This is a genomic window from Actinomadura spongiicola (genome assembly GCF_003432485.1).
GTDB classification, from domain to species: domain Bacteria; phylum Actinomycetota; class Actinomycetes; order Streptosporangiales; family Streptosporangiaceae; genus Spirillospora; species Spirillospora spongiicola.
In genome coordinates, this window is sequence record NZ_QVNQ01000007.1 from 193,171 (window position 1) to 218,056 (window position 24,886).

A 24,886-nucleotide genomic window follows, 5' to 3' on the forward strand; every position below is an offset into this window, starting at 1 on the left:
CGATCCAGACGTGCGAGGGCCGGCACCAACGGATTTCTGGGAGTGGAGTACGGAGTGAAGCGTCTACACGGCCTTCGCGTCATCGCGGTGCTGGTCGTCCTGCTGGGCGGCCTCGTGGCCTGCGGCGACTCCAAGGAGACGAAGAAGAGCGGCGCGAGCGCCGAAGCCGGCGCGTTCCCCATGACGATCAAGCACGCGCTGGGGACGGTCACCATCGAGGAGAAGCCGAAGCGGGTCGCGACGGTCAACTGGGCCAACCATGAGGTGCCCCTGGCGCTCGGCGTCGTCCCGGTCGGCATGGCGTCCGCCGACTTCGGCGACGACAACGGCGACGGACTGCTGCCGTGGGTGGACAAGCGGCTGAAGGACCTCAACGCCAAGACGCCCGTGCTGTTCGACGAGACCGACGGCATCGACTTCGAGGCCGTCGCAGACACCAGGCCGGACGTGATCCTGGCCGGCTACTCGGGTCTGACCAAGAAGGACTACGACACCCTGAGCGAGATCGCTCCCGTGGTGGCCTACCCGGACGCCCCGTGGGCGACACCGTGGCGCGAGATCATCCGGATCAACAGCAAGGCGATCGGGCTCGCCGCCGAGGGCGAGAAGCTCATCACCGACCTGGAGGGCCAGATCAACGGGGTCGCCGCCAAGCACCCGCAGATCAAGGGCAAATCGGTGATGTTCCTGGCGCACGTCGACGTCAACGATCTGAGCCAGATCGGCTTCTACACCACCCACGACACCCGCACGCTGTTCTTCAAGGACCTCGGGCTGACGATTCCGGGCAGCGTCGCCGAGGCGTCCAAGGGCACCGACAAGTTCCTGCTGACGCGCAGCGCCGAGCAGATCGACGCGTTCGACGACGTCGACATCATCGTCGGGTACGGCGACGACGGCCTCTTGCAGAAGCTGCACAAGGACCCGCTGCTGTCGAAGATTCCGGCGGTGGAGCGCGGCGCGGTGTACATGCTGCCCGGGAGCAAGCCCCTCGGAACCGCCGCGAACCCGACGCCCCTGGCGATCTCCTGGGTGCTGGAGGACTACGTCGCGGCGCTCGCCGAGGCCGCCGGCAAGGTCAAGTGACGCCGTCCGTCCGCACCGACCGGTCCGTGGCCCTCGACCGTCCGCCGGACGCCGCGCTCATCGTGCGGCGTCCGGCGCGCGTCCGGGTCCTGTGGCTCGTGGTCCTGGTCATGGTCCTGGCGGTGCTCATGGCGGCGTCCGTGGTCTTCGGGTCGCGCGACGTCGCCTGGTCCGACGTCTGGACGGCGCTCGGCGGCGCGGACGAGTCCCTCGGGCAGGCGGCGGTGGCCAAGCGGATACCGCGCACCCTGCTCGCGGTGACGGTCGGCGCGGCCCTCGGCCTGTCCGGCGCCGTCATGCAGGGCGTGACCCGCAACCCGCTCGCCGACCCCGGGATCCTGGGCATCAACATGGGCGCGTCCCTGGCCGTGGTCACCGCGGTCGCGTTCTTCGGGCTCGCGTCCCCGACCGGGTACATCTGGGTCGCCATGGCGGGCGCCGCCGGCTCAGCCGTCTTCGTGTACACGGTCGGATCCCTGGGACGCGGCGGAGCCACCCCGTTCAAGGTCGCGCTCGCCGGCGCCGCCACGTCGGCGGCGTTCGCGTCGCTGGTCAGCGCGGTCGTGCTGCCGCGCAACGACATCGCCGGGGGCTTCCGGCTCTGGCAGATCGGCGGGGTGGGCGGCGGGTCCTACGAACGGATCGGGCAGGTGCTGCCGTTCCTCGCCGCCGGGTTCGCGCTGTGCCTGCTGTCCGCCCGGGCGCTGAACTCCCTGGCCCTGGGCGACGAACTCGCCGCCGGGCTCGGTGAGCGCGTCGCCGTCGTCCGCGCCGTGGCCGCCCTCGGCGCCGTCGTGCTGTGCGGCGCGTCCACGGCCGTCGCCGGGCCGATCGGTTTCGTCGGGCTCGTCGTCCCGCACGCGTGCCGGCTGCTCGTCGGCGTGGACCACCGCTGGCTACTGCCGTTCTCCGCCCTGGCCGGCGCCGCGCTGCTCACCGCCGCCGACGTCGTCGGACGCGTGGTGGCCCGCCCCGCGGACATCGAGGTGGGCATCGTGACCGCGCTGATCGGCGGCCCGTTCTTCATCCACATCGTCCGCCGGCAGAAGGTGCGTGAGCTGTGACGGCCCCCGCTGTCCCGGTGACCGTCGTCCAGACCGTCGCCCGCGGCCGCCGCCGGCGCGCCGCCCGGCGCCGGCTGGTCATGGCGACGCTGGCGGCGCTCGTCGCCGCCGGGTTCGCCGTGACCCTCATGGCCGGGCACACGTTCTACCCGCCCGGGGAGGTGGTCCGCGTCGTGCTCGGCGAGCAGGTGCCCGGGGCGTCCTTCACGGTCGGACGGCTCCGGCTGCCGCGAGCCGTCCTCGCCGTCACCGCGGGCTTCGCGTTCGGGCTCGGCGGCGTCACCTTCCAGACGATGCTCCGCAACCCCCTGGCCAGCCCCGACATCATCGGCATCAGCTCGGGGGCGAGCGCCGCGGCGGCGATCGCGATCGTGTCGCTGTCGCTCGGCGGGACCCAGGTGTCGGTCCTGGCGATCGCCGCCGCGCTCTCCGTCGCCCTGCTGATGTACACGCTGGCGTTCCGCGACGGCGTCGCCGGCACGCGGCTCATCCTGATCGGCATCGGGATCTCCGCGATGCTCGACAGCGTCACCTCCTACGTCCTGTCACGGGCCGCCGAGTGGGACCTCCAGGAGGCCATGCGCTGGCTGACCGGCAGCCTCAACGGCACGACCTGGGCGCAGGCACTGCCCGCCCTCGTCGCGGTGGCCGTGCTCACCCCCGTCCTGCTGTCCCTGGCGCGCGACCTGGCGGCGCTGCGGCTCGGGGACGACACCGCCGCCGCGCTCGGTGTCCGGACCGAACGCAGCCGCCTCGCGGTCATCGTCGCCGCCGTGGGCCTGATCGCCTTCGCCACCGCGGCGGCCGGGCCGATCGCGTTCGTGGCGTTCCTGTCCGGCCCCATCGCGGCCCGGCTCGTCGGCGTGGGCGGCTCCCTGCTCCTGCCCGCCGGGCTCGTCGGCGCCCTCCTCGTCCTCGCCGCCGACTTCACCGGGCAGTTCGCCTTCGACACCCGCTACCCGGTCGGGGTCGTCACCGGCGTCCTCGGAGCGCCGTACCTGGTGTACCTGATCGTCCGCACCCATCGGGCCGGAGGCTCGCTGTGACCACGTCCCACACCCTGGCGGCCGAGGGCCTCACGCTCGGCTACGGCGACCTCGCCGTCATCGACTCCCTCGACCTGACCGTGCCGCCCGGCGAGATCACGGTCATCGTCGGCGCGAACGCCTGCGGGAAGTCGACGCTGCTGCGTTCCCTGTCCCGACTGCTCACACCCCGGGCGGGCCGCGTCGTCCTGGACGGCAGGGAGGTGCACCGCACACCCGCCAAGGAACTGGCCCGCACGCTGGGGGTGCTGCCCCAGTCGCCGGTGGCGCCCGAGGGCATCACCGTGCTCGACCTCGTCTGCCGCGGACGCCACCCCCACCAGGGAATCTTCTCCCGATGGAACGGCAGGGACGACGCCGCGGTGGCCGAGGCGCTGGAGGCGACGCGGACGACGGATCTGGCCGACCGGGCCGTGGACGAACTGTCGGGCGGCCAACGCCAGAGGGTCTGGATCGCGATGGCACTGGCCCAGCGGACCGACCTGCTCCTCCTCGACGAGCCCACCACCTTCCTCGACGCCAGCCACCAGATCGAGATCCTCGACCTGCTGACCGACCTCAACCGCACCCGCGGCACCACCATCGTGATGGTCCTGCACGACCTCAACCTCGCCGCCCGCTACGCCGACCACCTCATCGCACTCGCCGACGGCCGCGTCCACTCCAGCGGCACCCCGACCGAAGTCCTCACCGAAGACACCGTTCGCACCGTCTTCGACCTCGACAACCGCATCATCGAAGACCCCCTCACCGGTCGCCCCCTGATGCTCCCCATCGGCCGCCACCACATCCGAACACCGAACCACTGACCGGCGGCGACACCACCTGCCCAGATGGCGCGGGGTCAGGCGCCATCAGGCCTTGGCCTGGTGACGCGTGGCCGGTGTGGGGCTTTTCGAAGGCAATGGCCTTGCGGCGGGCGCGGGGTTGGGGCTGAGTGCCCAGGTGGCGAGTGCGCAGAGCGCGAGTACGGCGCCGAGGACGGTGGGCCCCGTCCAGCCCGCGACGTCGAACAGGGCCGTGGTCGCGGCGGCGCCGGCGGCGGAGCCGAGGGAGTAGAAGACCATGTACGCGCCGATGGCGGTGCTGGTGCGGCCGGGGTAGGCGCCGGCGAGGGTGTGCTGGTTGCTCACGTGCACGGCCTGGACGGCGAAGTCGAGCAGGATCACGCCGAGGACCAGCAGCGGCAGTGACCAGGTGAGCTGTCCGATCGCGGCCCAGGAGACGGCCAGGAGTGCCAGCGCGAGGCCGGTGACCCGGCGCGCGTGCCCGCCGTCGCCCCAGCGTCCGGACCGGGCGGCGCCGAGCGCTCCGGCGAGCCCGGCGACGCCGAACAGCCCGATCTGCGTCTGGCTGAGGTGCCAGGGCGCGCCGGCCAGCGGCAGGGCCATGCCGCTCCACAGCGCGCCGAACGAGGCGAACAGGAAGAACGCGATCAGCCCGCGGCCGAGGAACACCGGCCGGGTGAACATCACGCCGAAGGACCGGAGGAGCCGCCCGTACCGCACAGCGGTGTCCGGACGGGCGTCCGCGGGCAGCGCGGTACGGACGAGCACCGCGAGGACGGCGGCGAGGACCGCCAGGGTCAGGTAGATGCTCCGCCATCCCCACACGTCCGCCAGGACTCCCGCGATGATGCGCGCGCCAAGGATGCCGATCACCACGCCCGAGGTCACGATGCCGAGGTTGCGACCGGCCTCGCCGGGCGGGGAGATCGACGCCGTGTACGCGACGGTGGTCTGCACGACCACCGCGAACACCCCCGCCGCGGCCAGTCCGGCGAACGCCGTCCAGGCGAGCGGGGCGACCGCCGTGACCGCGAGCCCCGCCGCCACCAGGGCGAGGTGCACGGTGATCAGGCGCCTGCGGTCGAGGACGTCGCCCAGTGGCACCAGCAGCACCAGTCCCGCCAGGTAGCCGAGCTGTCCGATGGCCACGAGCCAGCCGAGGGAGCCGGTCGGCACGCCCAGATCGCGTCCCATCGGCCCCAGAACCGGTTGCCCGGCGTAGACCCCGGCCACCGCGACCCCGCACACGGCCGCCAGCAGCGACCTCGTTCTCCACTTCACCGGCACTCCTCCATTCAGTTGCAGTTTGCAACTGATCGGAGGGTAGGGCAGAATAGTTGCATTCTGCAACTCATTGGAGGAGCGATGACGCGCGACGACCCGCGGAGCCCCGCGTGGACGGACCCGAACTGCCCGGTCGCCCGCACGGTCGATCTCGTCGGCGACCGCTGGAGCCTGCTGATCATCCGCGACGCCATGGACGGCGCCCGCTCGTTCACCGACTTCCAGCAGCGCACCGGCATCGCCCGCAACATCCTCACCGACCGGCTCCGCAAGCTCACCGCCCGCGGCCTGCTCGCCCAGGTGCGGGCCGAATCGGGCAGGCGCGGTCTGTACGCGCTCACCCAGGCGGGCAAGGACCTGTTCCCAGTGATCGTCACACTGCGGCAGTGGGGTGAGCGCCACGCCTTCGAACCGGACGAGACGCACTCGCTCCTGGTCGACGGCGACGGCGCCCGCGTCCCCGACCTCCTGCCCGCGGCGGCGGACGGATCACCACTGACGAGCGACACGACCTCGGTGCGACGACACCCCTGACCGGCACTCCACCGATCTCCGGAAGGAGCGCCGTCGCGATCGTTCGAGCAGGCCGGGCGGGTCAGTGCGCGAGCACGTCCGGGAAGCCGAACGTCGCGGCCAGCGCGGGATCGTGGAACTTGACCACGCGGGAGACGCCGGTGGCGGTGGGGGCCAGCACAACGGCGCCGTCGGCTCGCAGGACGCCGTCCGCGTCCCGGTGATACACGACGGCGGCGGGCTGGCCGTTGGCGGCGGTGGCGATCATCCGCCAGTCGCCCGGTGTGCCCAACACGTACGCGTCCAGGATGTGGACGCACATCGCCCGGCCCGCCTGCCAGTCGCGGAACGGCGTGGCCTCCAGCGTGGCGTCGGTGCGCAGCACCTGTTCCAGCAGGCCGGCGTCGGAGCGCTCGAAGGCCGCGATGTAGCCGTCGAGCAGCGCGCGTGCTCGCCTGTCGGTCGGTTCGAGCAGTTCCGCCGGCTCGGGCTCCAGTTCGTCGAGCCTGGCGCGGGCACGCTGCAGACCGCTCTTGACCGCCGCCGGAGTGGTGCCGAGGACCTCCGCGATCTCGGCCGCGGAGAACGCCAGCACTTCGCGCAGGATGAGGATCGCGCGTTGGCGGGAGGGCAGGTGCTGCAGGCCGGCGATGAGCGCCAGCCGCAGCGACTCGCGTTCGACCACCACCGCCGCCGGGTCGTCGGCGGGCGGGGCGATCCATGCGTCCGGCAGCGGTTCCAGCCACGAGACCTCGCCCGCCGCGACGGGACTCGGCGGACGATCGGGTCCGTCGTACGGTCCCGTCAGACCCGAGGGCAGCACCCGGATCGGACGCGGCTTCAACGCCGTCAGGCAGACGTTTGTGGCGATCTTGTAGAGCCAGGACCGAAGCGATGCCCGCCCCTCGAATCCGGAGTAGGACCGCCACGCCCGCAGATAGGTCTCCTGCACGAGGTCCTCGGCGTCGTGCGCCGAGCCGACCATGCGGTAGCAGTGCGCCAACAACTCCCGGCGGAACCGCTCGGTCTCGGCGGTGAACCGGTCTTGATCCGATGCTGCCCGCGGACGCGACGTCACGCCGCGAGCCTAGGGGTTCGGTCCACGAAACCTCCGCGACCAGACCTCGTCGAGAACTCGATGCTGTGGTTCTCTCAGGGCAGCAGGGCCAGTTTGCCGATGGTGGCCCTGCTTTCCAGCTCCGCGAGCACTTTCGGGCCGTCGGCCAGTTCATAGGCGGTGGGCCGACCGGGAGTGAGCACGCCTGCGGCGATGAGCGCGGACAGCTCACCCATGACCTCGCCGAAGATCTGCGGCGCGGCCTGGATCAGCACGCCGATATTGAAGCCGATGACGTGGACCTGGTGCCGGTACACCAGCTCCCAGTTGGTGATCGAGGCGTCGCCTCCCGCCACGCCGTAGACGACGACCCGGCCGGTGACCCGCTTGGCCGCGGCCAGGCTGGCCTCGAAGGTGGCGCCTCCCGCCGACTCCAGCACCACATCGGCGCCCGCGCCGCCGGTCAGCCGCAACACCTCGGCGGCGATGTCGCCGTCGAGGGAGTCCAGGACATGGTCCGCGCCCAACGCCAGCACCGTCTCGTGCTTGCCCGGCGAGGCGGTGGCGATGACCGTCGCCCCGTAATGCCGGGCCATGGTGACCGCGGCCTGGCCGGTCGCGCCCGCCGCGGCGTGGATCAGCACGGTCTGCCCCGCGGTCACGCCGCCCAGAGGCTTGAGTGCGGCCAGCGCGGTGGGCCAGTTCACGACCAGGCCCAATGCCTGCTGCTCCGTCCAGCCGGGCGGCACCGGCATCGCCGCCGCCGCGGGCAGGACCATGTACTCGGCGAAGGCGCCGGTTCCGACGCCGACGACGCGGGCCCCCGGTCGCGGGCCGGTCACCGCCTCGCCCACCGCGACGACCTCACCGGCGGCCTCGAAACCGGCCAGGTACGGTGGCCGCGGTCCGTTCAGAAACGTGCCGTGGGCCTTCGAGACGTCGGCGAAGTTAACCCCGGCGGCGGTGACGCGGATCAGAACCTCGCCCGGGCCAGGACTCGGCACCGGCGCGTCGATGATCAGTCGCATGTCCTGCGGCCCGTCAAGGGACGTCTGCCGCAGCGCGCGCATGGTCGGGGGAATGCCCATCGGCGATCAGCCTTTCTTTTCTTGGTCTCCCTCATGTAGACCCCGGCCACCACGAAAAGGAATCGGCCGATGCCGGCACCCTGCCCCCGGGGGCCTGCTTCGGCTCGATTCGGTCACCATCCCCGTCCTCAAGGCATACCGAGAGCAGGCGTCCGAGGAGTTGGGGGGAGCGCCTGAAAGACTCGGCCTACTGGTCCGCGTGATCGTCGGCGTGCCCGCGATCGTGGGCGACCTGCAACAGAGACGACCTGATGCGACCCGTGCACGTACTGCGTCACGTCCCCGCCAGGGGCACCGCCCCACGTCCCGACGCAAACACCTGCCACGACCGAAACCGGCCCCCACGCGGAGATACCTCCGCGTGGGGGCCGCCGTTCTACCTGCTCACTGGTCGATGGTGACCTTGGTGAAGTGGTACAGGTTCCCCGAGGGGAATTCCGGTTCGAGGCCGTGCACCTTCGAGGAGTACACGCTCACGACGGGGTTCGACGCGGAGAGGATGCTCGCGCCGCGCTCGTATTCGATCTTCTTCATCTTCTTCTGGATCTCGCATTGCTCCTGCGCGTCGGCGGTGGCGTAGAGCTTCTTGGCCAGCGATTCGAACTCCGGGTCGTGCCAGTGCTGGTGGTTGAACGAGGCGTCCGCGCTGATCTGCTCGTCCACGGCCTCCATGTAGGGACGCGTGTCGTAACTGGTGTAGAACGTCCGCTCGCCCCACTTCTCCAGGTAGGCGCCGAGCTCCATCTTCTTCACGTTGATGGTCACGCCGATCTTCTTGGCGTCCTCGGACAGGAGCTGGACGAGCTGGAGCATGCCGGGCTTGTTCGCGGGCGTCTCGAGGTCGACGGTGAGGTTCGGTTTCCCGGCGTCCGCGAGCAGCTTCTTGGCCTGGGGGAGGTTCTGTACACGCTGGGGGACGTCAGGCAGGCAGGTGCCGAAGCCCGGGTGGTCGTTCGCCGGCACCCCGAGGCCGTCGAAGGCGTTGGACAGCGCGAGCTTGCGATCTATGATCAGCTGCATCGCCTGGCGGACGCGCACGTCGTCGAAGGGCGACTTGTCGGCGCGCATGTAGATACCGACCTTCAGGACGTCGTCGCTCTTCATGACCTTCAGGCCCGGCGTCTTCTCGATCGTCGGCAGCGAGGTCTGCAGGACGTTGGAGCTCGCGTCGATCTGCCGGCCGATCAGCGCGTTGGTCGCCGACTCAACGCTCTTGAAACTGATGATCTTGACCCGGTCGAGTTTGGGCTTCGGCCCCCAGTAGCCGTCGAACCTCTGGAGCTCCGTCTCCCGTCCGGGGGCGAACTTGGCGAGCTTGAACGGACCCGTCCCGATCGCCTGCTCGGGCTTTGATCCCATCTTGTCGAAGATGATGGTCCGGTTGGTGACGGCGAACTCGAACGGCCCGTACGGCTTGGGCAGCTTGAACTTCACCGTGAGGTCGTCGACCTTCTCGATGCCGTCCGGGTCCATGAAGTCGATGAAGTTGCGCTCGATGAGCCCGTTCTTCTTGTCGAGGAGCCGCTTGAAGACCGCGACGACGTCGTCCGCGCCGAACGGGGACCCGTCGTGGAACTTGACGTTCGGACGGAGCTTGACCGTCCACTCGGTGTTGTCCTCGTTGTGCGTGATGCCGGTGGCGAGCGCCCACCTGGAGGGCCCCTCCTTCGTCCGGTGGGCGAGCGGCTCGAACATCCCGGCGTTGCGCACGTAGAAGTCCTGCGACCGCAGGTTGGTGTAGGCGCCGAGGGTGGAGATCGTGCTGGCGACCACGCCGACGCGCAGCGTGCCGCCGGACGAGCCCCCGTCCCCGTCCGCCGATTCTGACGAACATCCGGCCGCGAGGCCGGCGGCCATGACGGCGGCCACCATTGCCGCGAGTATCCGGGGACGCCTCCTGTGCCCCTTGCCGTCCGATCGACTCAACATCCTTCCTCCTTAGAAAGACGCTGGTGGGGGTGGGATCGGAGCTCTTGCCCGGAACGATGCCGGTGGCCGTCCGTGGGTGCGGCGCTCCGCGAACGCACGCGGACAGAAGGTCGTCCTGCCCGGCAGAGTCGAACTCTTTGTATGACGTACCAAAGCAGACGTACTACCTAGCGTCAATGACGAGGCCGGACGTGGACCGCTGAGAAGGTCACCTCATCGACCATGACCATTGATTACGCCGCATCGTCGACGCGTGGACCCGTCCGCTGAAGGTTGACCGCGGCATGGTTGTGTGACTGAATTACGTCATACAAAACCCAGGAGAACCGCATGCCAGAGCGTCGGACGGGACCTGCGGATCCATCGCCCTGCGGCTCACCGCCGTGAGCCGCATCTCGATCCGCGAAGCGGTCCTCCACCTCCAACGGTCGGCCCAGCACCCGACTTCTGCACGGGACGGCTGAGGACGACGCCGACACCACCGGCGATCTCGCAACCACTGGACGTTCCCCCAAGTCGAGCACCCGGAGGCCGTCGCATGAGCACGCACGCGAGCGAACCACTCATCCCCCGGGAGGACTCCGGCGGCGATCTATCGCCAGGCCCGAGCGCAGCGCCTGCGGCACCCTTCTCAAGCGATTTCCTGTACTGGATCGCTCTCGACTTCGCCGGCTCAGACCCAGCGGACATCGAACGTTTCAACCGCTTCTACGACGAGACCCACGTCCCCGAAGTCCTCTCCAGGCATTCGGGCTTCGCGGCCGCGCACCGCTATGCCCTTCGCCGGCCAGACCCACGGGGTGACTTCGGCGGAGGGTACCTGACGGCCTACGAGGTCCAGGACGAGCAGGCGGTCACCGAGTACCTCACCGCAACGACCGCCGGCGAGCCCTATTCGACCGACCCGCCGTTCCGGCCGGAGCTGCTCACCACCCGTTGGCGGGTCGTCTACGAGAAGGTCGCGGAGACCGCGCCCTCGACGGGCACCCCGGACCTGATCTACATCATCGGGATCGACCCGCCCAGCGACATCGCCGACGACGAACTGGCCGAGTTCGACGCCTTCTACACCAACACCCATATGCCCGAGGCAGTGTCCAACGCGGGCCTCAGCCGCGGGACCAGGTACAAGGTGCGGCGCGCACTGGAGCATCCGGCTCCCGGCTGCCCGTTCTACCTCGTCGTCTACGAACTGGCAGGCGACACCGACGAACTGCTCGCCGAAACGCAGCGCAAAATGGGCCGGGAAGGCCCCTGGTGGACCCAGGGCCCCACCTCCTGGACCAGACGCACAACACCGTGGCGCCTCTGGTACCGCCACATCTCGTCCACCCCCCAGCCGCCACCCCCACCCGCAGCCCACCGACAACCGTGAGCCAAGAAGGCGTGCCACCCTCCAACTCCAGATCCAAAATGTACCTGTCAAGTCTCCGCCCGTGCTGGTGTTGCAGAAGGCGGGTGATGACGAGGAGATCGCGGGGGCGGGCGACGGATCGCTGACCGGGCCGACGCGGCCCGGCCCGAGGAACAGGGGGCTGAATCGCTAGGAGGTCACATCGTCGGTCAAAGTAGTCATAGAGGTGCTCGCCTGAGGTCGGCGCCGGAGTTTCCAGCTACGCGACCATCTCCAGGTCGACCGTGCTGAAGCTCGATCGCGAGCACATCCCGCTCGGCAGGTCGAGCAATCGCAACTGCGACGGGGCATGGCCCACAAAGCATGTCCCGATGCCCTGTTCCGCAGCCCCAGGGGGTCTGGGGGAGACCCCAGATCGGGGGTTGGGGCGTCGCCCCCAAAAGGACACCACAAAAACGGGAAGCCACCCCAACAGGTACGGCGGACAGGAGTGGGCGAGTGCGCCGTCAGGGACTTGAACCCCGAACCCGCGGATAGAGAGTCGGCGACCAGTCCAATCAGGATGATCTGGACGGCGACGAATGATGCCGATCCGTGCCGTTCATCCGGATCTTCGAGGCCGTTCGTGCCATCCCGCGTCGATCTGTTCCGCCCCGCTCTGGTCCAGCCGTTCCCATACCGCTCCCATTCTGCCCCCTCTCGACCCCTGGGGATGGATGACCGTGGCTGAGGACGCGGGCGATGGGAGGATCGGCTGGTGCAGCGGTACGGGGAGACGTCGTGGACGGAATGATCGTGAGCGTTGTCGCCGACTCTGCCGGCCGACTCGCGAGCCGGGCGTCGCGGTGGCCGAACCGTCGGCGATCGGCCGCATGATCGCCGCTTGGCCGACTCGTGCGCTGATCGGGGCGTATGAACCGCTGATGCGCCGGGTCAGGCGCGTCCCGGGTCTTTGGCCTTAAACGGCCGATGTCGGGCAGGGGGCCGAATGGGTGGAGGACGCCGAGGTCGCCGGGCTGTGCGGCGTCCGGGGGATGCCGAAAACCTAAGAGGATCTTAACAAAGCCTCAAATCCGTTGAACCGGGAGTCCGGCCGAGATCGTACGGTCTGCTGACCGCCTGTCCCTCTAGGGCCAACCCTCTAAGACCCGGAGACGCTCGGCCATGGCAGCAGCAGGAACCAACGGCGGGTTCAGGAACCTCGTCCGCTTTTCCCGGACCGCGCCCGAAACCGATGACGAGCGCATCGTCACCGAGTTGTACCGCGAGTATCGTCGGCCGCTGACGAGCTTCGTCATGCGGCTCACCGCAGGCGACCGGCAGTGGGCCGAAGACGTCGTTCAGGAAACCTTCATCAGGGCGTGGAAGGGTGCGGACCGGCTCGACTGCTCGACCGGCTCGCTGATGCCCTGGTTGGCCACGGTCGCCCGGCGTATCGTGATTGATCATCGGCGAGCCCGGGACATCCGGCCGCCCGAGGTCGGTGACGGGGCCCTGGCGCACCTGCCGACGGAGGACCAGATGGACGGACTCCTGCGCAAGGTCGTGGTGTCGGAGGCGCTGAAGACGCTGTCGGCTCCCCATCGGGAGGTGTTGACCGAGACCGTGCTGCGCGACCGTTCGGTCAACCAGGCGGCCGAGGTGCTGGGCATTCCGGTGGGGACGGTCAAGTCCCGCGTCTACTACGCGTTGCGCGCGTTGCGCGTCGCTCTGGAGGAAAGGGGGATGACGGCATGACCTCACGGATCGAGCACACCGATATCGGCGCCTACGCCCTTGGCCTGCTTGAGGAGGATGACCGCCGCGCCTTCGAGACGCATCTCGCGCAGTGCGCCTCGTGCGCGGAGGAACTGGGCGAAATGAGCGGCATGGCCGAGGCGCTCTCCGGCCTCGGCGAGTTCACCGGCGCCACCGAGGGCGTGGATCGCGAGATCGAGGTCGGCGGCGCGACCGGTGCGGCGGAGGCCGCCTCAGCGACCGCATCGGAGCGTCCCCCGGCCGAGGTGATCGATCTTCTGCGCCGGGAGCGGCGGTCCGATCGACGCCGGCGGCGCGGGACGTACGTGATCGGCGCTGCGGCCGCGGCCGCGCTGATCGGCACGGGCGTCACCGTGGGCGCCGGCCTCGGCGGCGACGGCCTCCCGGCGCGTGGGCACGGGCACGGTCCTGCCCAGGCGCTGGTCGTCTCCGGCGAGCGCCACACCGGCTCTGACGCCAGGACGGGGGTGAACGGCCTGGTGGGCTTGAGTTCCGTGGGCTGGGGAACGCACGTCGGGCTGGAGTTGAAGGGCGTCCGCGGGCCCCTCAGATGCCGGTTGGAGGCGGTGTCCCGCACCGGTGAACGAACGGTCGTCACCGCCTGGCAGGTCCCGGTGAAGGGCTACGGAGTGCCCGGCTCGCCGGAGCCGCTGATCACCCATGGCGGCACGCCGATCCAACGTAAGGACCTCGACCGCTTCGAGGTGAGGATCGAAGGCGGAGGGACCCTGCTCACCATTCCGATCTGACCCGACGTCCGACAGAGCGCCCGGCCCGGTTGCGCCGTTCCGGGCGCTGTCGTTCTCTTGGGTGGGGCGGGTGAATCCGCGGAACGCGACGGGACAGGACAAGACCACCTTCCAGTCCGCTTAAGGTGATTGGCCGCTCTACTACTACGCGGGCGACGCGCAGCCGGGCGATTCCGGCGGGCAGGGCGTCGACGGAGAATGGTTCGCGGTCGGAGTCGACGGCCGGCTCATCAAGCGTGAACTGTGATGTCCGCGTCGGGTGGATCCGTCACATGGCACGGATACGCCCGATTTCACGCTCCATTCCGGGCGCGACCTGAAATGCGGTTGTCACTCGACTGTGACAAAACGCCGATGCGCCTGTGCGGAGGTGTGCCTGCGCGCCGCCCGCTGTGGCATCTCGCGTCCGTCAGACGGGGATGCTGAGCAGATCTCCGGCGCCGTCGGCCCGGACGATGAGGCGTTTCAGATCGCCGCGCGGGATGGCGATCCCGCCGTGCACCTGGAGGTGGTCGGGCGAGTCGATCGCGCCGTAGCCTTGCGCCGGAACGGCCCAGCCGGTCACCACGCTCTCCTCGCCTTTGGTGGAGACGGCGATGAGGTGGCAGGTGAGCGGGCCCTCCAGATTACCGAGGTCGAGCGCCACATGCGTCCCCCAGCCCTTGCCCTGCACCGCCGCGACGGCCTCCAGGCCGGACTTCGCGTCCGAGGCCGACCGAATCTCGCCCCAGCCGCGCAGATCGGCGGGGATCGGCTCGCCGCCTCGGATCGCCCCGGCGAGGACCCCGCCGGTGAAGAGGACCACCGCGGCGGCGGCGAACAGGAGGCGAGTGCGCCGCACGGGCCCGCGCGCCCGGGCGCGGTGCCGCAGGAGGGCGACGGCTCCGGCCTCCGGGTCGGGCGGCGGATCGCCTTTGACCGGTCCGAGCCCGGTCAGCAGGTCCGCCATCGCGGCGAAGCCGGTGAGGTCGTCGGAGCAGCGGCGGCACCCGGCGAGGTGGCCCTCGAAGGCCCTCGCGTCGTCGGGCTGTAGCAGACCCAGCGCGTAGGCCCCGACATCGGTGTGCTCGGCGTCGGCGGTCACGTCGCCACACCCCGCTCCTCCAAAGCGACCCGCAGTGCCCGGAGCGCGTAGTAGACGCGTGACTTGATCGTTTCGACGGGAAGCCCGAGCACCTCGGCGGCCTCGTTCACGGTCCGCTTACTTAACACCGTCTCGTTCAGGACCTCGCGGTGGGACGCGGACAGCGTGCGGATGGCCTCCGCGATCACGACCATGCTCGACTGCCTTTCCCTGGCCGGACGCGCCGATATTCAGTGTGAACCGTTCGTGACGATACCGCCCGGGAAATGTGGGTTTCGGATTCGCTGTGATTTCTCGGTGGGCGTGCCGGAGGGTGCGGGCGCCCAGGTGAGGGGCCGATGACATCGCTTCCCCGGCGAACGCCGCCGTAGGGCGCGGCATCGTCTTTGATCTGGGTGAGGAGGATCTTGGTGGTGAGCAGCTCGCCGGCGCCATGGCGGTGAGCTTGGTCAGGTGCGTGGTGAGCGCGGCGGCGGCTTCGGTGCCCATGTAGGCGGGGCGGCCAGGCCGTAGGCGAGAGAGGACGGGGCGGTGACCGGGCCGACCGAGCCCGGCGGCGCCGATCCGAGTCCGGAGGCCGCGCCGACCTCGGTGAAGGCGTGTTCGCTGGTTCGCGGGGGTGGGTTGAGGCGCCACCAGATCACCCGCGTACAGGAGAACCGGTCCCGCGACCACGGGGAAGGTTGCGGGACCGGAGAACGGTCGTGTTCGACCTTGGTGGATCAGAGCTGTTTAACGACCGGCTTGGCCTTGCTGCCAGCCGTCTCGAACTTGAGTTGGGACTTGTCGCTCACCACCGACTTATCGGCCGAGCCGCCACCCTTGACGATCACATTGACGCTGACCGCGGTGCCCTTCGGCGGGGCCACCGTGAACGTTTTGGTCTGGCCCTTGCGGACGTTGTCCGCGCACCGGGCCTCAAGGATGTCGCCGACACAGATCGCCGCTGTGTAGTTGCCCTTCTGCGTGACCTTGACGGTGACCTTGGCGGCGGCGGTGGCGTTGGCCGGGGAGGCCAAGCCGAGTCCGATGGCTCCGACAGCGCCGGCGAGGGCGGCGGCGGTGGCGATTCGGCGGGCCGGGAAGCTGCTTGCAGACATTTCTTCTCCCTGGTCTCTGGGAAAGTCGAAGATCGCGGTCTCAGTGCGACCTCCGTGTGCCCTGAAGCACGAGGACCCCGGTCAATCGGGTTCAATTTCTTTTGCGGAATTTGTGCTCGGCAATGCTTGTCAATCGGTCGCCGAGAATTGGCACGTTCCGGGTCGCGCCATGCGTCTGGCGTGACCGGGCGGGCCGTCGTGGTACGTGTGGTGGCCGCGCGACGGTTCCTGCCGCCAGGTCCGTGTGTTCGGACGGCCGTTGACAAATCGGTGCGCATGGTGTGGCGGCGACCGGATGACCGTGCGTGTGAGCGACGCCACCATCGACGACCATCGCCGTCCTCAAGGTCTCACCGCGAGCAACGGGGCACGGCAGCGGAGGCGTGCGGAGACGCGTGGGTCGACTCCAGCTTCTTTACCCGCGAGGACGGCTCGGCGCTCCATCCGGCGCATGTGACCGATCAGTTCGAGCGACTGGCCTTTGAGTCCGGACTGCCACCGATCCGGCTGCACGACCCGTCCTCGGACGGTGCACGCAGGAAGATCGTGAGCACATCCGGCCTGGTAGACCGAGCACTCACCACTGCGACGGGTCATAACCCACAAAGCATGTTCCGCTGCCCGGTTCCGCGGCCCCAGGGGGCCTGGGGGAGACCCCAGATCGGGGGGTTTGGGGGGTCGTCCCCCCAAAAGACACCCCAAAAACGGGAAGCCGCCCCAAAAGGGGCGGCGAACAGAGGAGGGCGAGTGCGCCGTCAGGGACTTGAACCCCGAACCCGCGGATTAAGAGTCCGCTGCTCTGCCAATTGAGCTAACGGCGCGTGTCGGTGGGCCTGGGGCCCGCTGCGACAGGAAGAACAGTATCAGGAGCCGTGGACCTGTGCGAATCGGTTTAGTCGCGGGCGGGGAGGACGCTGACCATGCCGCGCCAGAGGGCGATGGCGGTGGCGCGGGAGCTGACGCCGAGCTTGGAGTAGATGCGGTTGACGTGGTTCTTGACGGTCTTCTCGCTGAGGAAGAGCTGGCGGGCGATCTCGCCGTTGGAGCGGCCGGTGGCGATGAGGTCCATGACCTCGGACTCGCGGGCGGACAGGCCGAGGGAGGTGCGGGAGGCGTCGCGGACGCTGCGGATGAGGTCGGGGACGGTGAAGGAGCCGGGGACGAGGTGGCCGCAGGCGCCGGCGCGGAGGGCGTCCTGGACGGCGGGGTGGTCGTGGGCGGCGAGGACGAAGACGCGGGCGGTGTGGCTGAGGGGGCCGGTGTGGTCCGCGGCGGCCGCGTCCAGCAGGACGATGTCGGGCCGCAGGCGCTCGGCGAGGGAGAGGGCCGCGGTGGGGTCGGGAGTGTCGGCGACGACGCGGAGTTCGTCGCCGGCGTCGAGCAGCGCGGTCACGTCAGCGCGAACCTGGGGGTCGCCGTCCACCACGAGGACGCGCAGTGGGGCGGTCTCGTCGACACTCATCCGTTGCCTCTGGGTTGGCTTTTATAGGGACGGAGCATAACGGCCCGATCATTCTGAGTCGATGGAGCCGGAACGCGAAAGGCCCCGGCCTGGTGGGCCGGGGCCTGCGATGAGGGTGAGTGAGGGGACTTGAACCCCCGACATCTTGGACCACAACCAAGTGCTCTGCCAGCTGAGCTACACCCACCGTGGCCGGGAATCGGGACCCGGCTCCCAGTAGTGTAGCGGTTTCTGTGGGGTGGGTCAGCCGGAGGCGATCCTGGCGGCGATGGCGCGGGCGGTCTCGGAGTCGGGGCCGGGCTGCGGGACGAAGACGGCGGCGCGGTAGTAGCGCAGTTCCTGGATGCTCTCGGTGATGTCGGCGAGGGCCCGGTGGCCGCCCTTCTTCTCGGGGCTGGCGAAGTAGACGCGCGGATACCAGCGGCGGGCCAGTTCCTTGATGGACGAGACGTCCACCATGCGGTAGTGGAGGTGGCCGTCGAGGGAGGGCATGTCGCGGGCGAGGAACGAGCGGTCGGTGGCGATGGAGTTGCCGCACAGGGGCGCCTTGTTGGCCTCTTTGATGTGGCCCTTGATATAGGTGAGGACGGTGTCCTCCGCCTCGGCGAGGGTGACGCCGGCGGGCAGCGCCTCCAGGAGGCCGGAGGTGGTGTGCATGTCCCGGACGACCTGCGTCATCTGGGCGAGCGCCTCCGGCGGGGGCTTGATGACGACGTCGACGCCCTCGTCGAGGATGTTGAGCTCACTGTCGGTGACCAGCGCGGCTATCTCGATGAGCGCGTCCCGGCGCAGGTCGAGGCCCGTCATCTCACAGTCGATCCAGCAGAGGCGCTCGTTCATGGGTTCACCCTACGGCCATGAACGGCCCCGTGGGTCACCGATTTGGAACGAATTAACTGGTCACGCGGCGGGTGATGTGCCCGGGTACGGGGATGCCGGGACGCAGCGCGGGATCGGGGACGGGGGCGCCGAAGGTCTGCTGGACGGGCAGTACCCCGGCCCACACGTCGAGCGCGTAATCGTCGTCGTCGTCCTTGGGCCCGCCCCGGCGGATTTTGACGGACGCCTCGTCCAGGGAAAGGGCGAGTACGGTGACCGCCGCCATTTCCTTCCGGGTGGGCAGGCGGGCGATGTCCCATTGGCCGGGGGTCAGGTTCTCGGTGATGGCGCGGAGACCGGCCGTCTTCTCGTCCTCGTCGTCCACGAGGCGGGGCCTGCCGTAGATCACCGCGCTGCGGTAGTTGACGGAGTGGTGGAACAGGGACCGGGCGACGACGAGGCCGTCGAGGTGGGTGACGGTGACGCAGATGTCGTCGGACGGCCCGGCCCGCAGGCTGCTCGCCCCGCTGGACCCGTGGACGTAGAGGGTGTCGTCCAGGCGCCCGTAGCCGGTGGGGATGACCCGCGGGGTGCCGTCGACGATGACGCCGAGGTGGCAGATCATGCCGTCGTCGAGGATGTCGTAGAGGACGGAGCGGTCGCCGGTGGACCGTCCGGGGAGCCTGCCGAGCCTGGTCCGGGCGGTCGAGGAGAGTGCCTTCATGACCGTTTACGCTAGAAAGAAAGTGGCCTGGTCGGTAGGGCCACTCATGCCGTACAACGGGAGACCACTTTGTCGATCGACCTGCCGCTCTCCGTCGACCGGGGCGCGGACGAGCCGATGAGCGCGCAGCTGGTCGGCCAGTTGCGCGTGGCGATGGGCGAGGGGCGGCTGGCGGCGGGGGAGCGGCTTCCGGCGAGCAGGGCGCTGGCCGGGGTGCTCGGGGTGAGCCGGACGGTCGTGACGGCCGCGTACGAGCAGCTGTACGCGGAGGGCTGGCTGGAAGGACGGCACGGCTCGGGGACGTACGTGACCGACGGCGTCGCCGCCTCCCGGGCGCCGGAGCGGCCGCCGCCGACGAGGACGGCCCGGCGGGCGGCGATCCCCGGGGAGATCGACCTGAGGTCGGGGCTGGCCTGGGTGGGGGCGCTGGACAGCCCGGCGTGGCGGCGGGCGTGGCGGCTCGCGTCCGGCATGCCGCCGCAGCAGCGCCAGGACCCGCACGGCCTGCCGGGTCTGCGGGTCGCGCTGGCCGGCTACATCAGGCGCAGCCGCGGCGTGCCGTGTCCCGTGGACGGGCTGCTGGTGACGAGGGGCGCGACGAACGGGCTGGATCTGCTCGCCGCGACCGTCCTGCGCGCCGGTGACCGGGTCGGGGTGGAGGAGCCCGGCTACCTGCGGGCGCGAGCCGTCCTGGCGGGACGGGGCGCGGAGCTGGTGCCGTGCCCGGTCGACGAGCACGGCCTCGTCGTCGACGGCCTCCCGGACGATCTGCGGCTCGTCTACACGACGCCGTCGCACCAGTTCCCGATGGGAGGCGTGCTGCCCGTCCCGCGCCGCCGGGCCCTGCTGGCGTGGGCGAGGCGCACGGGGGCGATCGTCGCCGAGGACGACTACGACGGCGAGTTCCGGTACGACGTGGCGCCGCTGCCCGCGCTGTACGGCCTGGACCCGGACGTCGTCGTCTACCTCGGCACGACGTCGAAGATCCTGACCGCGGACATGGGGGTCGGCTGGCTGGTGGGCCGTCCCGACCTGGTCGCCGACATCGCGCTGCGCCGCGAGGAGCTGAACGACCGGACGGCCGTCGTCCCGCAGGACGCGCTGAGGCTCCTGCTGGAACGCGGCGATCTGGACCGGCATGTCCGCCGGATGCGCGGGGAGTACGCGCGGCGGCGGAACGTGGTGGTCGACGCGTTGCGGGGGTTGCCCGTGCGCGGTGACACGGCCGGGTTGCATCTCGTCGTGGAGGTTCCGGCGGCGGTGGCCGGGTGGGTCGTCGGCGCGGCGGTGGAACGGGGTGTGCTGGTGGAGACCCTGGAACATCACCCCAGGGGGCCGTGGCGGGCGTCCGGCCTGGTCATCGGGTACGGGACGGCCGCCGATCTGGCGGAGCTGCGCAAGGGCTGCGAGGTCGTCCGCGAACTCGTGGAACGCGGTCAGTTGGACATGGCGGGCGGGCCGACGGGTACGGGCTCCGAGGTCGGCTGACGGCGTGCGGTGGGCGGCGAGTCACCCTGCGGCGGACAGACGGGTTCCGGTGTGCGCGTGGGCCGGGGGAGGCGGCGCGTCGTGGCCGCGGTGTCCGGCAGGCGCGGGCGGGGCTTCGGGATCGGGGCGACGGGGGTGTCGGGGCCGGTGATGCGGCGGATGTCGATGGCGCCCGGATCGGGACGGTCGACGAGCGGCACCTGGGACGCTCCATAATGCCCGCCGCGCGCCCAGTCCTTCCGGCCGCGGCTCGCGTGGTAGGACTGCGGGGACGGCAGCGGCGGTCCGGCGGGCCAGCGGCGCGCGACTCCCCAGGCGTCCAGCCACTGGACGATCGCGTCGAGGCCGCAGAGCGGCGCCCCGGTGAACGGGACCCGGCACTGGCCGATCACCATGATCTGCACACAGATCCGGCCCTCGCGGTCGACGGGTGCGCCGAGCAGCCGGGCGGCCCGCGTGGCGGGCACGAGCTGGACGATGTCGCCGGTACCGGGATGCCAGACCAGATGCGACGGCCGATCCTCCTTGAGCAGATCGGCGGCCGCCGAGCGGGCGGAGACCGCGCGTGGGTCGTGCTCGCCGACGCACCACACGGCCCGTGGAGCACCCCCTCTGAGCGCTCCGCCGTCCTGTCGTGCCGGCATGCGGCCGGCTCCTGGCAGCCATGCGTCTGCCACGGTGCGTCCCCCCAATCGGGCGGTCTAGCCCCGAATGGTCTAGTCCTCGTCGATGACCCGGCGGGACCTCAGGAGTCCAGCTCGCCGCCGTGGGCCGGTTATGACGGCTATCGACCTCCGCGCCGGGTAGAGACCACTCTGCTCGGGTGTCGTCGCAGATGCGTACCCCGGGCGTCTCTCAAATCCACCTGGTCTCCCCCTTTTCCTGAGAGATTCTCGCGGAATCGCCCGGCTCGACCCGGTCGTCACCACATTGTCGCAGGTCAACGGCAAAACTGAAGGTCAGGGGGAACCTGCCCGCAAGTCGGCCGGAAGTGGCCGACGCGGGACGTGGCGCGTGGCGGCGGACGCACCGCGTCACGCCCGTCACCTGCGAAGGGTGACCCTCGGCGAGCGCTCCCTCCGCTCGGCGTCGCACCTCCGCCGAGCCGGGCCTCCGGGGCTCGGCGGAAGGCTCAGCAGAAGTAGGACGCCGACGCCGAATCGCCGGACGAGAAGCTCACGTATCCGGTCTGGCCGCCCAGGCAGATGGTCGGCTCGTCGCGCGACACCGGCACGCCGCGGGTCTCTCCCGCGCCGAGGTGCCCGGCACCGCCCGCCTGGACGGGCCCGGACGTACCGGTCACCCGCCAGCTCACGGGGCCGCCGACCGCCGTGATCCTGATCAGGCAGAAGTCCCTGCCCCGCATGTCGCACCCCTGCACCGATAGATCGCCGGGCCTCGGTGGCCGCGGGGTGTCGGTGTCCGGGGGCGGCGGCGGGGCCTTGGTGGTCGGCGTCTTCGACGGGGTCTTGGACGGCGACTTCGACGGCGACTTCGACGGGGACTTGGTCGGTGACGGCGAACCGACCGTGGGGGACGGGTCGGTCGGCGTCGGCTCGGCACCGCCCGAACTCGGCGCGCGGCTGCCGGGCGCGCCCGGCCCGGTCGCCGCGGCGTTCGTGCCGCCGTCGCCGCCGAGCCACGACATCGCGCCGACGAACAGGGCCGCGGCCCCGATGGCCACGGCGACGGCGCCGACGAGCGGGCCGCGCCGCCGTGGCTCCCGCTCGCGGGCGCGCCCGGGCGACGGCTCGTAGGGGAGTGGCCAGCCGTACTCGTCGAACGGCTCGGTCCAAGCCGCGATGGCGCGACGGTTCCCGGCCCGGTCCTCGGCGGTCGCGGCGGTCAGCACGTCCAGCCTCAGGTCCGCGGGGATCGCCGCGATCGGCAGGACGGACAGCAGCCGGTCGGCCGGCAGCGGCGGCGTCTCGCGCTCACCGCACACCGGGCAGCTCGCGACATGCCGGACCAGCGACGTCGACGCCTGCGGGGACAGCGGCCACGCCTCGGTCAGCGCCGAGACGCTGGGGCAGGCCTTCCAGTGGTTCTGCGCGATGAGGGCCGCGTGCAGCGCCTCGGCGAGGTCCTCGCGGGCACGTTCCACCAGCGCGAGCGTCTCCTCCAGCGGCATGCCGAAGACGCCGGCCAGGTCCACCTCGTCCAACTCGTGCCGCACGGACAGGTCGATCGCCTCGCGCTGCCGCCCGTTCAGCGCGGCGAGCGCGCTGTGCGCGAGCAGCCGCCGCTCCTCGCGGCGGGCGAGCTGCTCGTCGGTCAGGTCGTCGTCGGCCTCCGGCGCCTCCTGCCCGGTGTGCCGGTTCGGGCTGTCGCGGCGGCGCATGCACTCCTTGCGGGCGACCGCGTACAGCCAGCCGCGGAGCCGGTCCGGTTCGGTGAGCCGGTCGATGTGCTCGCGGGCGGCGATGACGACGTTGCGCAGCGCCCCGGCGGCCTCGACCCGGTCGCGGAGCAGACCATGGCAGTAGTCGTAGAGGAACGGGGCGTACGTGTCGTAGACCTCGGTCAGCGCGATGACGTCCCCGGCTCGTAGCGAGTCCGCGAGCCTGAGGTCGTCGTCCCGCCCGGGTCCTGGCGCACCGGCCACGGAACCCTCCCAGTCGAAATTTCGGCGTCGTTGATCGAGCCCCCGTAAGCGCCGACATCCGTCGGCTCACTCGTGGTTGCCTGATCTTGCCACCAAGTGACTGAGATATCTCCCCCAGACGGGGATTTTTGTGACGATGACGGTACAGCCCGTGGCCGTCCCGCCTAGTAAACGGCCAATTCCGGCCAACTATGTGATATGCGCCACAGCAGTCACTGTGGCCTCATCCGTTGCCGGGTTCGGGGTTCTCGGGGCACTGCCAGTTGATGGCGCGGGTCGCGCCGCCGGGCGAGAAGGTGACGGTCGCGGAACCTGAGCCCGGCTGGCCGCACGTGAGGCTGACGCTCGCAGACCTCGACTCGCCGCTCGGGATGCGCCCGCCGCCGCCTGTGACACTCAGCGGAGCCCCGGCCGATGCCGACCAGCGCACCGTCCCGCCGGACGCGCTCACCGGGATCGAGCAGCTGTCACCGGGACCGAGGACGCCGCAACTGGGGCTGCCCACCACCAGCGTTCCGTTCCTGGGCCTGGTGCGCGTCGGTGTCGGCGTGGGCGTGCGGCGGGTGCGTGTCGGGGTCGGGGTCGCGGAGGTGGGCGTGGGCGTCGGGGTGTCGCTCTCCGTGGGCGTCGGCGACTCCGACGGCTCCTCGCTCTCGGTCGGCAGGCTCGAGTCGGGCGGTGACACGACCGGCCCGCTCGGCGCGCCGTGCGCGCTGTGGCTGCTCTGGGGCGAGTCGGACATGACGTAGTACGCGCTCGCCACGACCACGACGATGGCGGCGACGGCGGCGAGGATCGGCCACAGCGCGCGGGGGCCGCCGCGCCCGGACGAGGGCGCCGCGGCGACCATGTCGACGGCGACGGGCCAGCCCCAGGCGTCGAACGGTTCGGCCCGCCGCGCGATCGCGGCCAGGTCGCCGGCGAGCGCCGGGTCCGTCGCGGTGGCCATGGCCCGGCCGCGCAGGTCGGTCGGCATCATCGCGACGGGCAGCACCTGAAGGAGCCGCGGCGCCGACAGCGTGCGGTCGCGCCGCGCGATGCAGGTCGGGCACGTCTCCATGTGGTGGACGAGCTTGCGGACCGTCTGCGGCGGCATCGGCCATCCGCCGTCGTCGGCGAGCGCGGCGACGCTGGGGCAGTCGCGTCCGTCGCGGGCGATGGAGGCGGCGGCGAGCGCCTCGTCGAGGCGGACGCGGGCCTCCCCGGTCAGGTCCGTGGCCGCCTCCGCGCTGATGCCGAGGACGCCGCCGATCTCCACGACGTCCAGGCCGTGCCGCAGCATGAGGTCCAGGGCCTCGCGTTCGCGTCCGCGCAGGCTCGACAGGGCGCCGTGGACGAACTGGCGGGTCTCCCGCCGCTGCCCCTGCTCAGCCTCGTCCAAGAAGCCGTCCTCGACCTCGGGGGCCTCGCGGCGTTCGGCGGGACGGTTCGGGTCGCGCAGCCGCCGCATGCACTCGTTGCGGACGAGCGCGTACAGCCAGCCGCGGAACCGGTCCGGCTCACGCAGGAGCGACACGTGCGCGTAGGCGGCGATGAGCGCGTCGTGCAGCGCGCCCGCCGCCTGTTCCTGGTCGCGCAGCAGCGCGTGACTGTAGTCGTACAGGCGTGCCGCGTAGCGGTCCATGACCTGGATGAGGGCGCTTGGATCACCTGCGGCCAGCGACCGCGCCAAGCGCTCGTCGTCGGCTCGATCTAGATTGGGCCAACCGGACACACGGTCCTCCCGCGGGCTGAGTTCAGAATCCTCGTCCGCATCAGGGACGGGCTTGAAGATTCGATGGGGAGCGACGCGCCTCCCGGCCAGGGCTCCAGCCGGCGGCCGGTGAGCCGAACCTCGTCCGGCGGCTCACTCTCCCCGTGACGGGCCAGGAGGGAAGGCGGTCGGAGG

At 70.6% G+C, this 24,886-nt stretch carries 22 protein-coding genes, 2 tRNA genes and 1 pseudogene; 10 read left to right on the forward strand and 15 right to left on the reverse strand.

Annotated features, from left to right (window positions below; all coding sequences use genetic code 11):
• Nucleotides 1–54 precede the first annotated feature (54 nt).
• Genes D0T12_RS22890 through D0T12_RS22905 form a run of 4 tightly spaced genes read left to right on the forward strand, consistent with a single transcriptional unit; the run spans nucleotide 55 to nucleotide 4,005 of the window.
• The gene (locus D0T12_RS22890) at nucleotides 55–1,086 is read left to right on the forward strand and encodes an iron-siderophore ABC transporter substrate-binding protein (protein ID WP_233526235.1); all 1,032 of its coding nucleotides are present in this window, start codon (nucleotides 55–57) and stop codon (nucleotides 1,084–1,086) included.
• A complete protein-coding gene (locus D0T12_RS22895; RefSeq protein ID WP_407642103.1) occupies nucleotides 1,083–2,150 on the forward strand; it encodes a FecCD family ABC transporter permease in 1,068 nt (355 codons plus the stop codon). The genes D0T12_RS22890 and D0T12_RS22895 overlap by 4 nt, the downstream gene beginning before the upstream one ends.
• Complete coding sequence (locus tag D0T12_RS22900) at nucleotides 2,147–3,196, forward strand: FecCD family ABC transporter permease (RefSeq protein ID WP_117401741.1); 1,050 nt, start codon at nucleotides 2,147–2,149, stop codon at nucleotides 3,194–3,196. Before D0T12_RS22895 ends, D0T12_RS22900 begins: the two co-directional genes overlap by 4 nt.
• Complete coding sequence (locus D0T12_RS22905) at nucleotides 3,193–4,005, forward strand: ABC transporter ATP-binding protein (RefSeq protein ID WP_117401742.1); 813 nt, start codon at nucleotides 3,193–3,195, stop codon at nucleotides 4,003–4,005. Before D0T12_RS22900 ends, D0T12_RS22905 begins: the two co-directional genes overlap by 4 nt.
• Before the next feature lie 45 nt (nucleotides 4,006–4,050).
• Here the strand turns inward: D0T12_RS22905 and D0T12_RS22910 are convergent, their stop codons facing one another.
• The gene (locus D0T12_RS22910; RefSeq protein ID WP_233526236.1) at nucleotides 4,051–5,265 is read right to left on the reverse strand and encodes an MFS transporter; all 1,215 of its coding nucleotides are present in this window, start codon (nucleotides 5,263–5,265) and stop codon (nucleotides 4,051–4,053) included.
• Between the two features lie 84 nt (nucleotides 5,266–5,349).
• Here D0T12_RS22910 and D0T12_RS22915 point away from each other — a divergent pair, with 84 nt between their 5' ends.
• A complete protein-coding gene (locus tag D0T12_RS22915) occupies nucleotides 5,350–5,802 on the forward strand; it encodes a winged helix-turn-helix transcriptional regulator (RefSeq protein WP_117401743.1) in 453 nt (150 codons plus the stop codon).
• Between the two features lie 61 nt (nucleotides 5,803–5,863).
• On the opposite strand, the gene D0T12_RS22920 is transcribed toward D0T12_RS22915, so the two are convergent.
• The 3 genes from D0T12_RS22920 to D0T12_RS22930 form a co-directional block, all read right to left on the reverse strand.
• Nucleotides 5,864–6,859, reverse strand: a complete 996-nt coding sequence (locus D0T12_RS22920; RefSeq protein ID WP_117401744.1) for an RNA polymerase subunit sigma-70 — start codon at nucleotides 6,857–6,859, stop codon at nucleotides 5,864–5,866.
• Between the two features lie 74 nt (nucleotides 6,860–6,933).
• Nucleotides 6,934–7,926 (reverse strand): zinc-binding dehydrogenase, encoded by a 993-nt coding sequence (locus tag D0T12_RS22925; protein ID WP_117401745.1) that lies wholly within the window; start codon nucleotides 7,924–7,926, stop codon nucleotides 6,934–6,936.
• Nucleotides 7,927–8,310: 384 nt separating this feature from the next.
• Entirely contained in the window at nucleotides 8,311–9,855 is a 1,545-nt protein-coding gene (locus D0T12_RS22930) for an ABC transporter substrate-binding protein (RefSeq protein ID WP_117401746.1), read from the reverse strand.
• 538 nt (nucleotides 9,856–10,393) lie between these two features.
• Between D0T12_RS22930 and D0T12_RS22935 the strand changes: the two genes are divergently transcribed.
• The 4 genes and pseudogenes from D0T12_RS22935 to D0T12_RS37440 all read left to right on the forward strand — a co-directional run.
• Nucleotides 10,394–11,230: a DUF4286 family protein gene (locus tag D0T12_RS22935; RefSeq protein ID WP_117401747.1), complete on the forward strand. Its 837-nt coding sequence runs from the start codon at nucleotides 10,394–10,396 to the stop codon at nucleotides 11,228–11,230.
• Nucleotides 11,231–12,373: 1,143 nt separating this feature from the next.
• A complete protein-coding gene (locus tag D0T12_RS22940; RefSeq protein WP_117401748.1) occupies nucleotides 12,374–12,946 on the forward strand; it encodes a sigma-70 family RNA polymerase sigma factor in 573 nt (190 codons plus the stop codon).
• Nucleotides 12,943–13,716, forward strand: a complete 774-nt coding sequence (locus D0T12_RS22945; RefSeq protein WP_117401749.1) for an anti-sigma factor family protein — start codon at nucleotides 12,943–12,945, stop codon at nucleotides 13,714–13,716. Before D0T12_RS22940 ends, D0T12_RS22945 begins: the two co-directional genes overlap by 4 nt.
• A 139-nt stretch (nucleotides 13,717–13,855) precedes the next feature.
• A pseudogene (locus D0T12_RS37440) lies at nucleotides 13,856–13,963 on the forward strand (hypothetical protein); the annotation flags it as partial.
• A 162-nt stretch (nucleotides 13,964–14,125) separates the two neighbouring features.
• Here D0T12_RS37440 and D0T12_RS22955 read toward each other — a convergent pair.
• The 8 genes from D0T12_RS22955 to D0T12_RS22995 form a co-directional block, all read right to left on the reverse strand.
• The gene (locus D0T12_RS22955; RefSeq protein WP_117401750.1) at nucleotides 14,126–14,800 is read right to left on the reverse strand and encodes an anti-sigma factor family protein; all 675 of its coding nucleotides are present in this window, start codon (nucleotides 14,798–14,800) and stop codon (nucleotides 14,126–14,128) included.
• A complete protein-coding gene (locus tag D0T12_RS22960) occupies nucleotides 14,797–14,994 on the reverse strand; it encodes a sigma factor-like helix-turn-helix DNA-binding protein (RefSeq protein WP_117401751.1) in 198 nt (65 codons plus the stop codon). The genes D0T12_RS22955 and D0T12_RS22960 overlap by 4 nt, the downstream gene beginning before the upstream one ends.
• Nucleotides 14,995–15,522: 528 nt before the next feature.
• Nucleotides 15,523–15,900 (reverse strand): hypothetical protein, encoded by a 378-nt coding sequence (locus tag D0T12_RS22965; RefSeq protein WP_117401752.1) that lies wholly within the window; start codon nucleotides 15,898–15,900, stop codon nucleotides 15,523–15,525.
• Nucleotides 15,901–16,648: 748 nt separating this feature from the next.
• Nucleotides 16,649–16,721 (reverse strand) — tRNA-Lys (locus tag D0T12_RS22975).
• Nucleotides 16,722–16,792: 71 nt separating this feature from the next.
• Complete coding sequence (locus D0T12_RS22980; RefSeq protein ID WP_117401753.1) at nucleotides 16,793–17,362, reverse strand: response regulator transcription factor; 570 nt, start codon at nucleotides 17,360–17,362, stop codon at nucleotides 16,793–16,795.
• Between the two features lie 114 nt (nucleotides 17,363–17,476).
• Nucleotides 17,477–17,549, reverse strand: a tRNA-His gene (locus D0T12_RS22985).
• A 56-nt stretch (nucleotides 17,550–17,605) separates the two neighbouring features.
• Nucleotides 17,606–18,202 (reverse strand): oligoribonuclease, encoded by a 597-nt coding sequence (gene orn, locus D0T12_RS22990; RefSeq protein ID WP_117401754.1) that lies wholly within the window; start codon nucleotides 18,200–18,202, stop codon nucleotides 17,606–17,608.
• Nucleotides 18,203–18,254: 52 nt separating this feature from the next.
• Nucleotides 18,255–18,905 carry a pyridoxamine 5'-phosphate oxidase family protein gene (locus tag D0T12_RS22995; protein WP_117401755.1) on the reverse strand — a complete coding sequence of 217 codons (651 nt, stop codon included), beginning with the start codon at nucleotides 18,903–18,905 and terminating at the stop codon, nucleotides 18,255–18,257.
• A gap of 69 nt (nucleotides 18,906–18,974) precedes the next feature.
• Here D0T12_RS22995 and pdxR point away from each other — a divergent pair, with 69 nt between their 5' ends.
• The gene (pdxR, locus tag D0T12_RS23000) at nucleotides 18,975–20,393 is read left to right on the forward strand and encodes a MocR-like pyridoxine biosynthesis transcription factor PdxR (protein ID WP_407642104.1); all 1,419 of its coding nucleotides are present in this window, start codon (nucleotides 18,975–18,977) and stop codon (nucleotides 20,391–20,393) included.
• Here the strand turns inward: pdxR and D0T12_RS23005 are convergent.
• From D0T12_RS23005 to D0T12_RS23015, 3 genes are all read right to left on the reverse strand, one after another.
• Entirely contained in the window at nucleotides 20,342–21,037 is a 696-nt protein-coding gene (locus tag D0T12_RS23005) for a hypothetical protein (RefSeq protein WP_199487635.1), read from the reverse strand. The genes pdxR and D0T12_RS23005 overlap by 52 nt on opposite strands.
• 488 nt (nucleotides 21,038–21,525) lie before the next feature.
• On the reverse strand, nucleotides 21,526–22,998 hold the full coding sequence (locus D0T12_RS23010) for an RNA polymerase sigma factor (RefSeq protein WP_117401756.1): 1,473 nt from the start codon (nucleotides 22,996–22,998) through the stop codon (nucleotides 21,526–21,528).
• A gap of 223 nt (nucleotides 22,999–23,221) precedes the next feature.
• Entirely contained in the window at nucleotides 23,222–24,712 is a 1,491-nt protein-coding gene (locus D0T12_RS23015) for an RNA polymerase sigma factor (RefSeq protein ID WP_147339602.1), read from the reverse strand.
• Nucleotides 24,713–24,886: the final 174 nt, after the last annotated feature.

Bases quoted from the DNA above. Each gene is read 5' to 3' on its own strand.
- D0T12_RS22965 (WP_117401752.1), bottom strand. From the start codon at position 15,900: ATGTCTGCAAGCAGCTTCCCGGCCCGCCGAATCGCCACCGCCGCCGCC.
- D0T12_RS22980 (WP_117401753.1), bottom strand. From the start codon at position 17,362: ATGAGTGTCGACGAGACCGCCCCACTGCGCGTCCTCGTGGTGGACGGC.
- D0T12_RS22995 (WP_117401755.1), bottom strand. From the start codon at position 18,905: ATGAAGGCACTCTCCTCGACCGCCCGGACCAGGCTCGGCAGGCTCCCC.
- D0T12_RS22915 (WP_117401743.1), top strand. From the start codon at position 5,350: ATGACGCGCGACGACCCGCGGAGCCCCGCGTGGACGGACCCGAACTGC.
- orn (WP_117401754.1), bottom strand. From the start codon at position 18,202: ATGAACGAGCGCCTCTGCTGGATCGACTGTGAGATGACGGGCCTCGAC.
- D0T12_RS22935 (WP_117401747.1), top strand. From the start codon at position 10,394: ATGAGCACGCACGCGAGCGAACCACTCATCCCCCGGGAGGACTCCGGC.
- D0T12_RS22960 (WP_117401751.1), bottom strand. From the start codon at position 14,994: ATGGTCGTGATCGCGGAGGCCATCCGCACGCTGTCCGCGTCCCACCGC.
- D0T12_RS22925 (WP_117401745.1), bottom strand. From the start codon at position 7,926: ATGGGCATTCCCCCGACCATGCGCGCGCTGCGGCAGACGTCCCTTGAC.
- D0T12_RS23005 (WP_199487635.1), bottom strand. From the start codon at position 21,037: ATGCCGGCACGACAGGACGGCGGAGCGCTCAGAGGGGGTGCTCCACGG.
- D0T12_RS22930 (WP_117401746.1), bottom strand. From the start codon at position 9,855: ATGTTGAGTCGATCGGACGGCAAGGGGCACAGGAGGCGTCCCCGGATA.
- D0T12_RS22945 (WP_117401749.1), top strand. From the start codon at position 12,943: ATGACCTCACGGATCGAGCACACCGATATCGGCGCCTACGCCCTTGGC.
- D0T12_RS22940 (WP_117401748.1), top strand. From the start codon at position 12,374: ATGGCAGCAGCAGGAACCAACGGCGGGTTCAGGAACCTCGTCCGCTTT.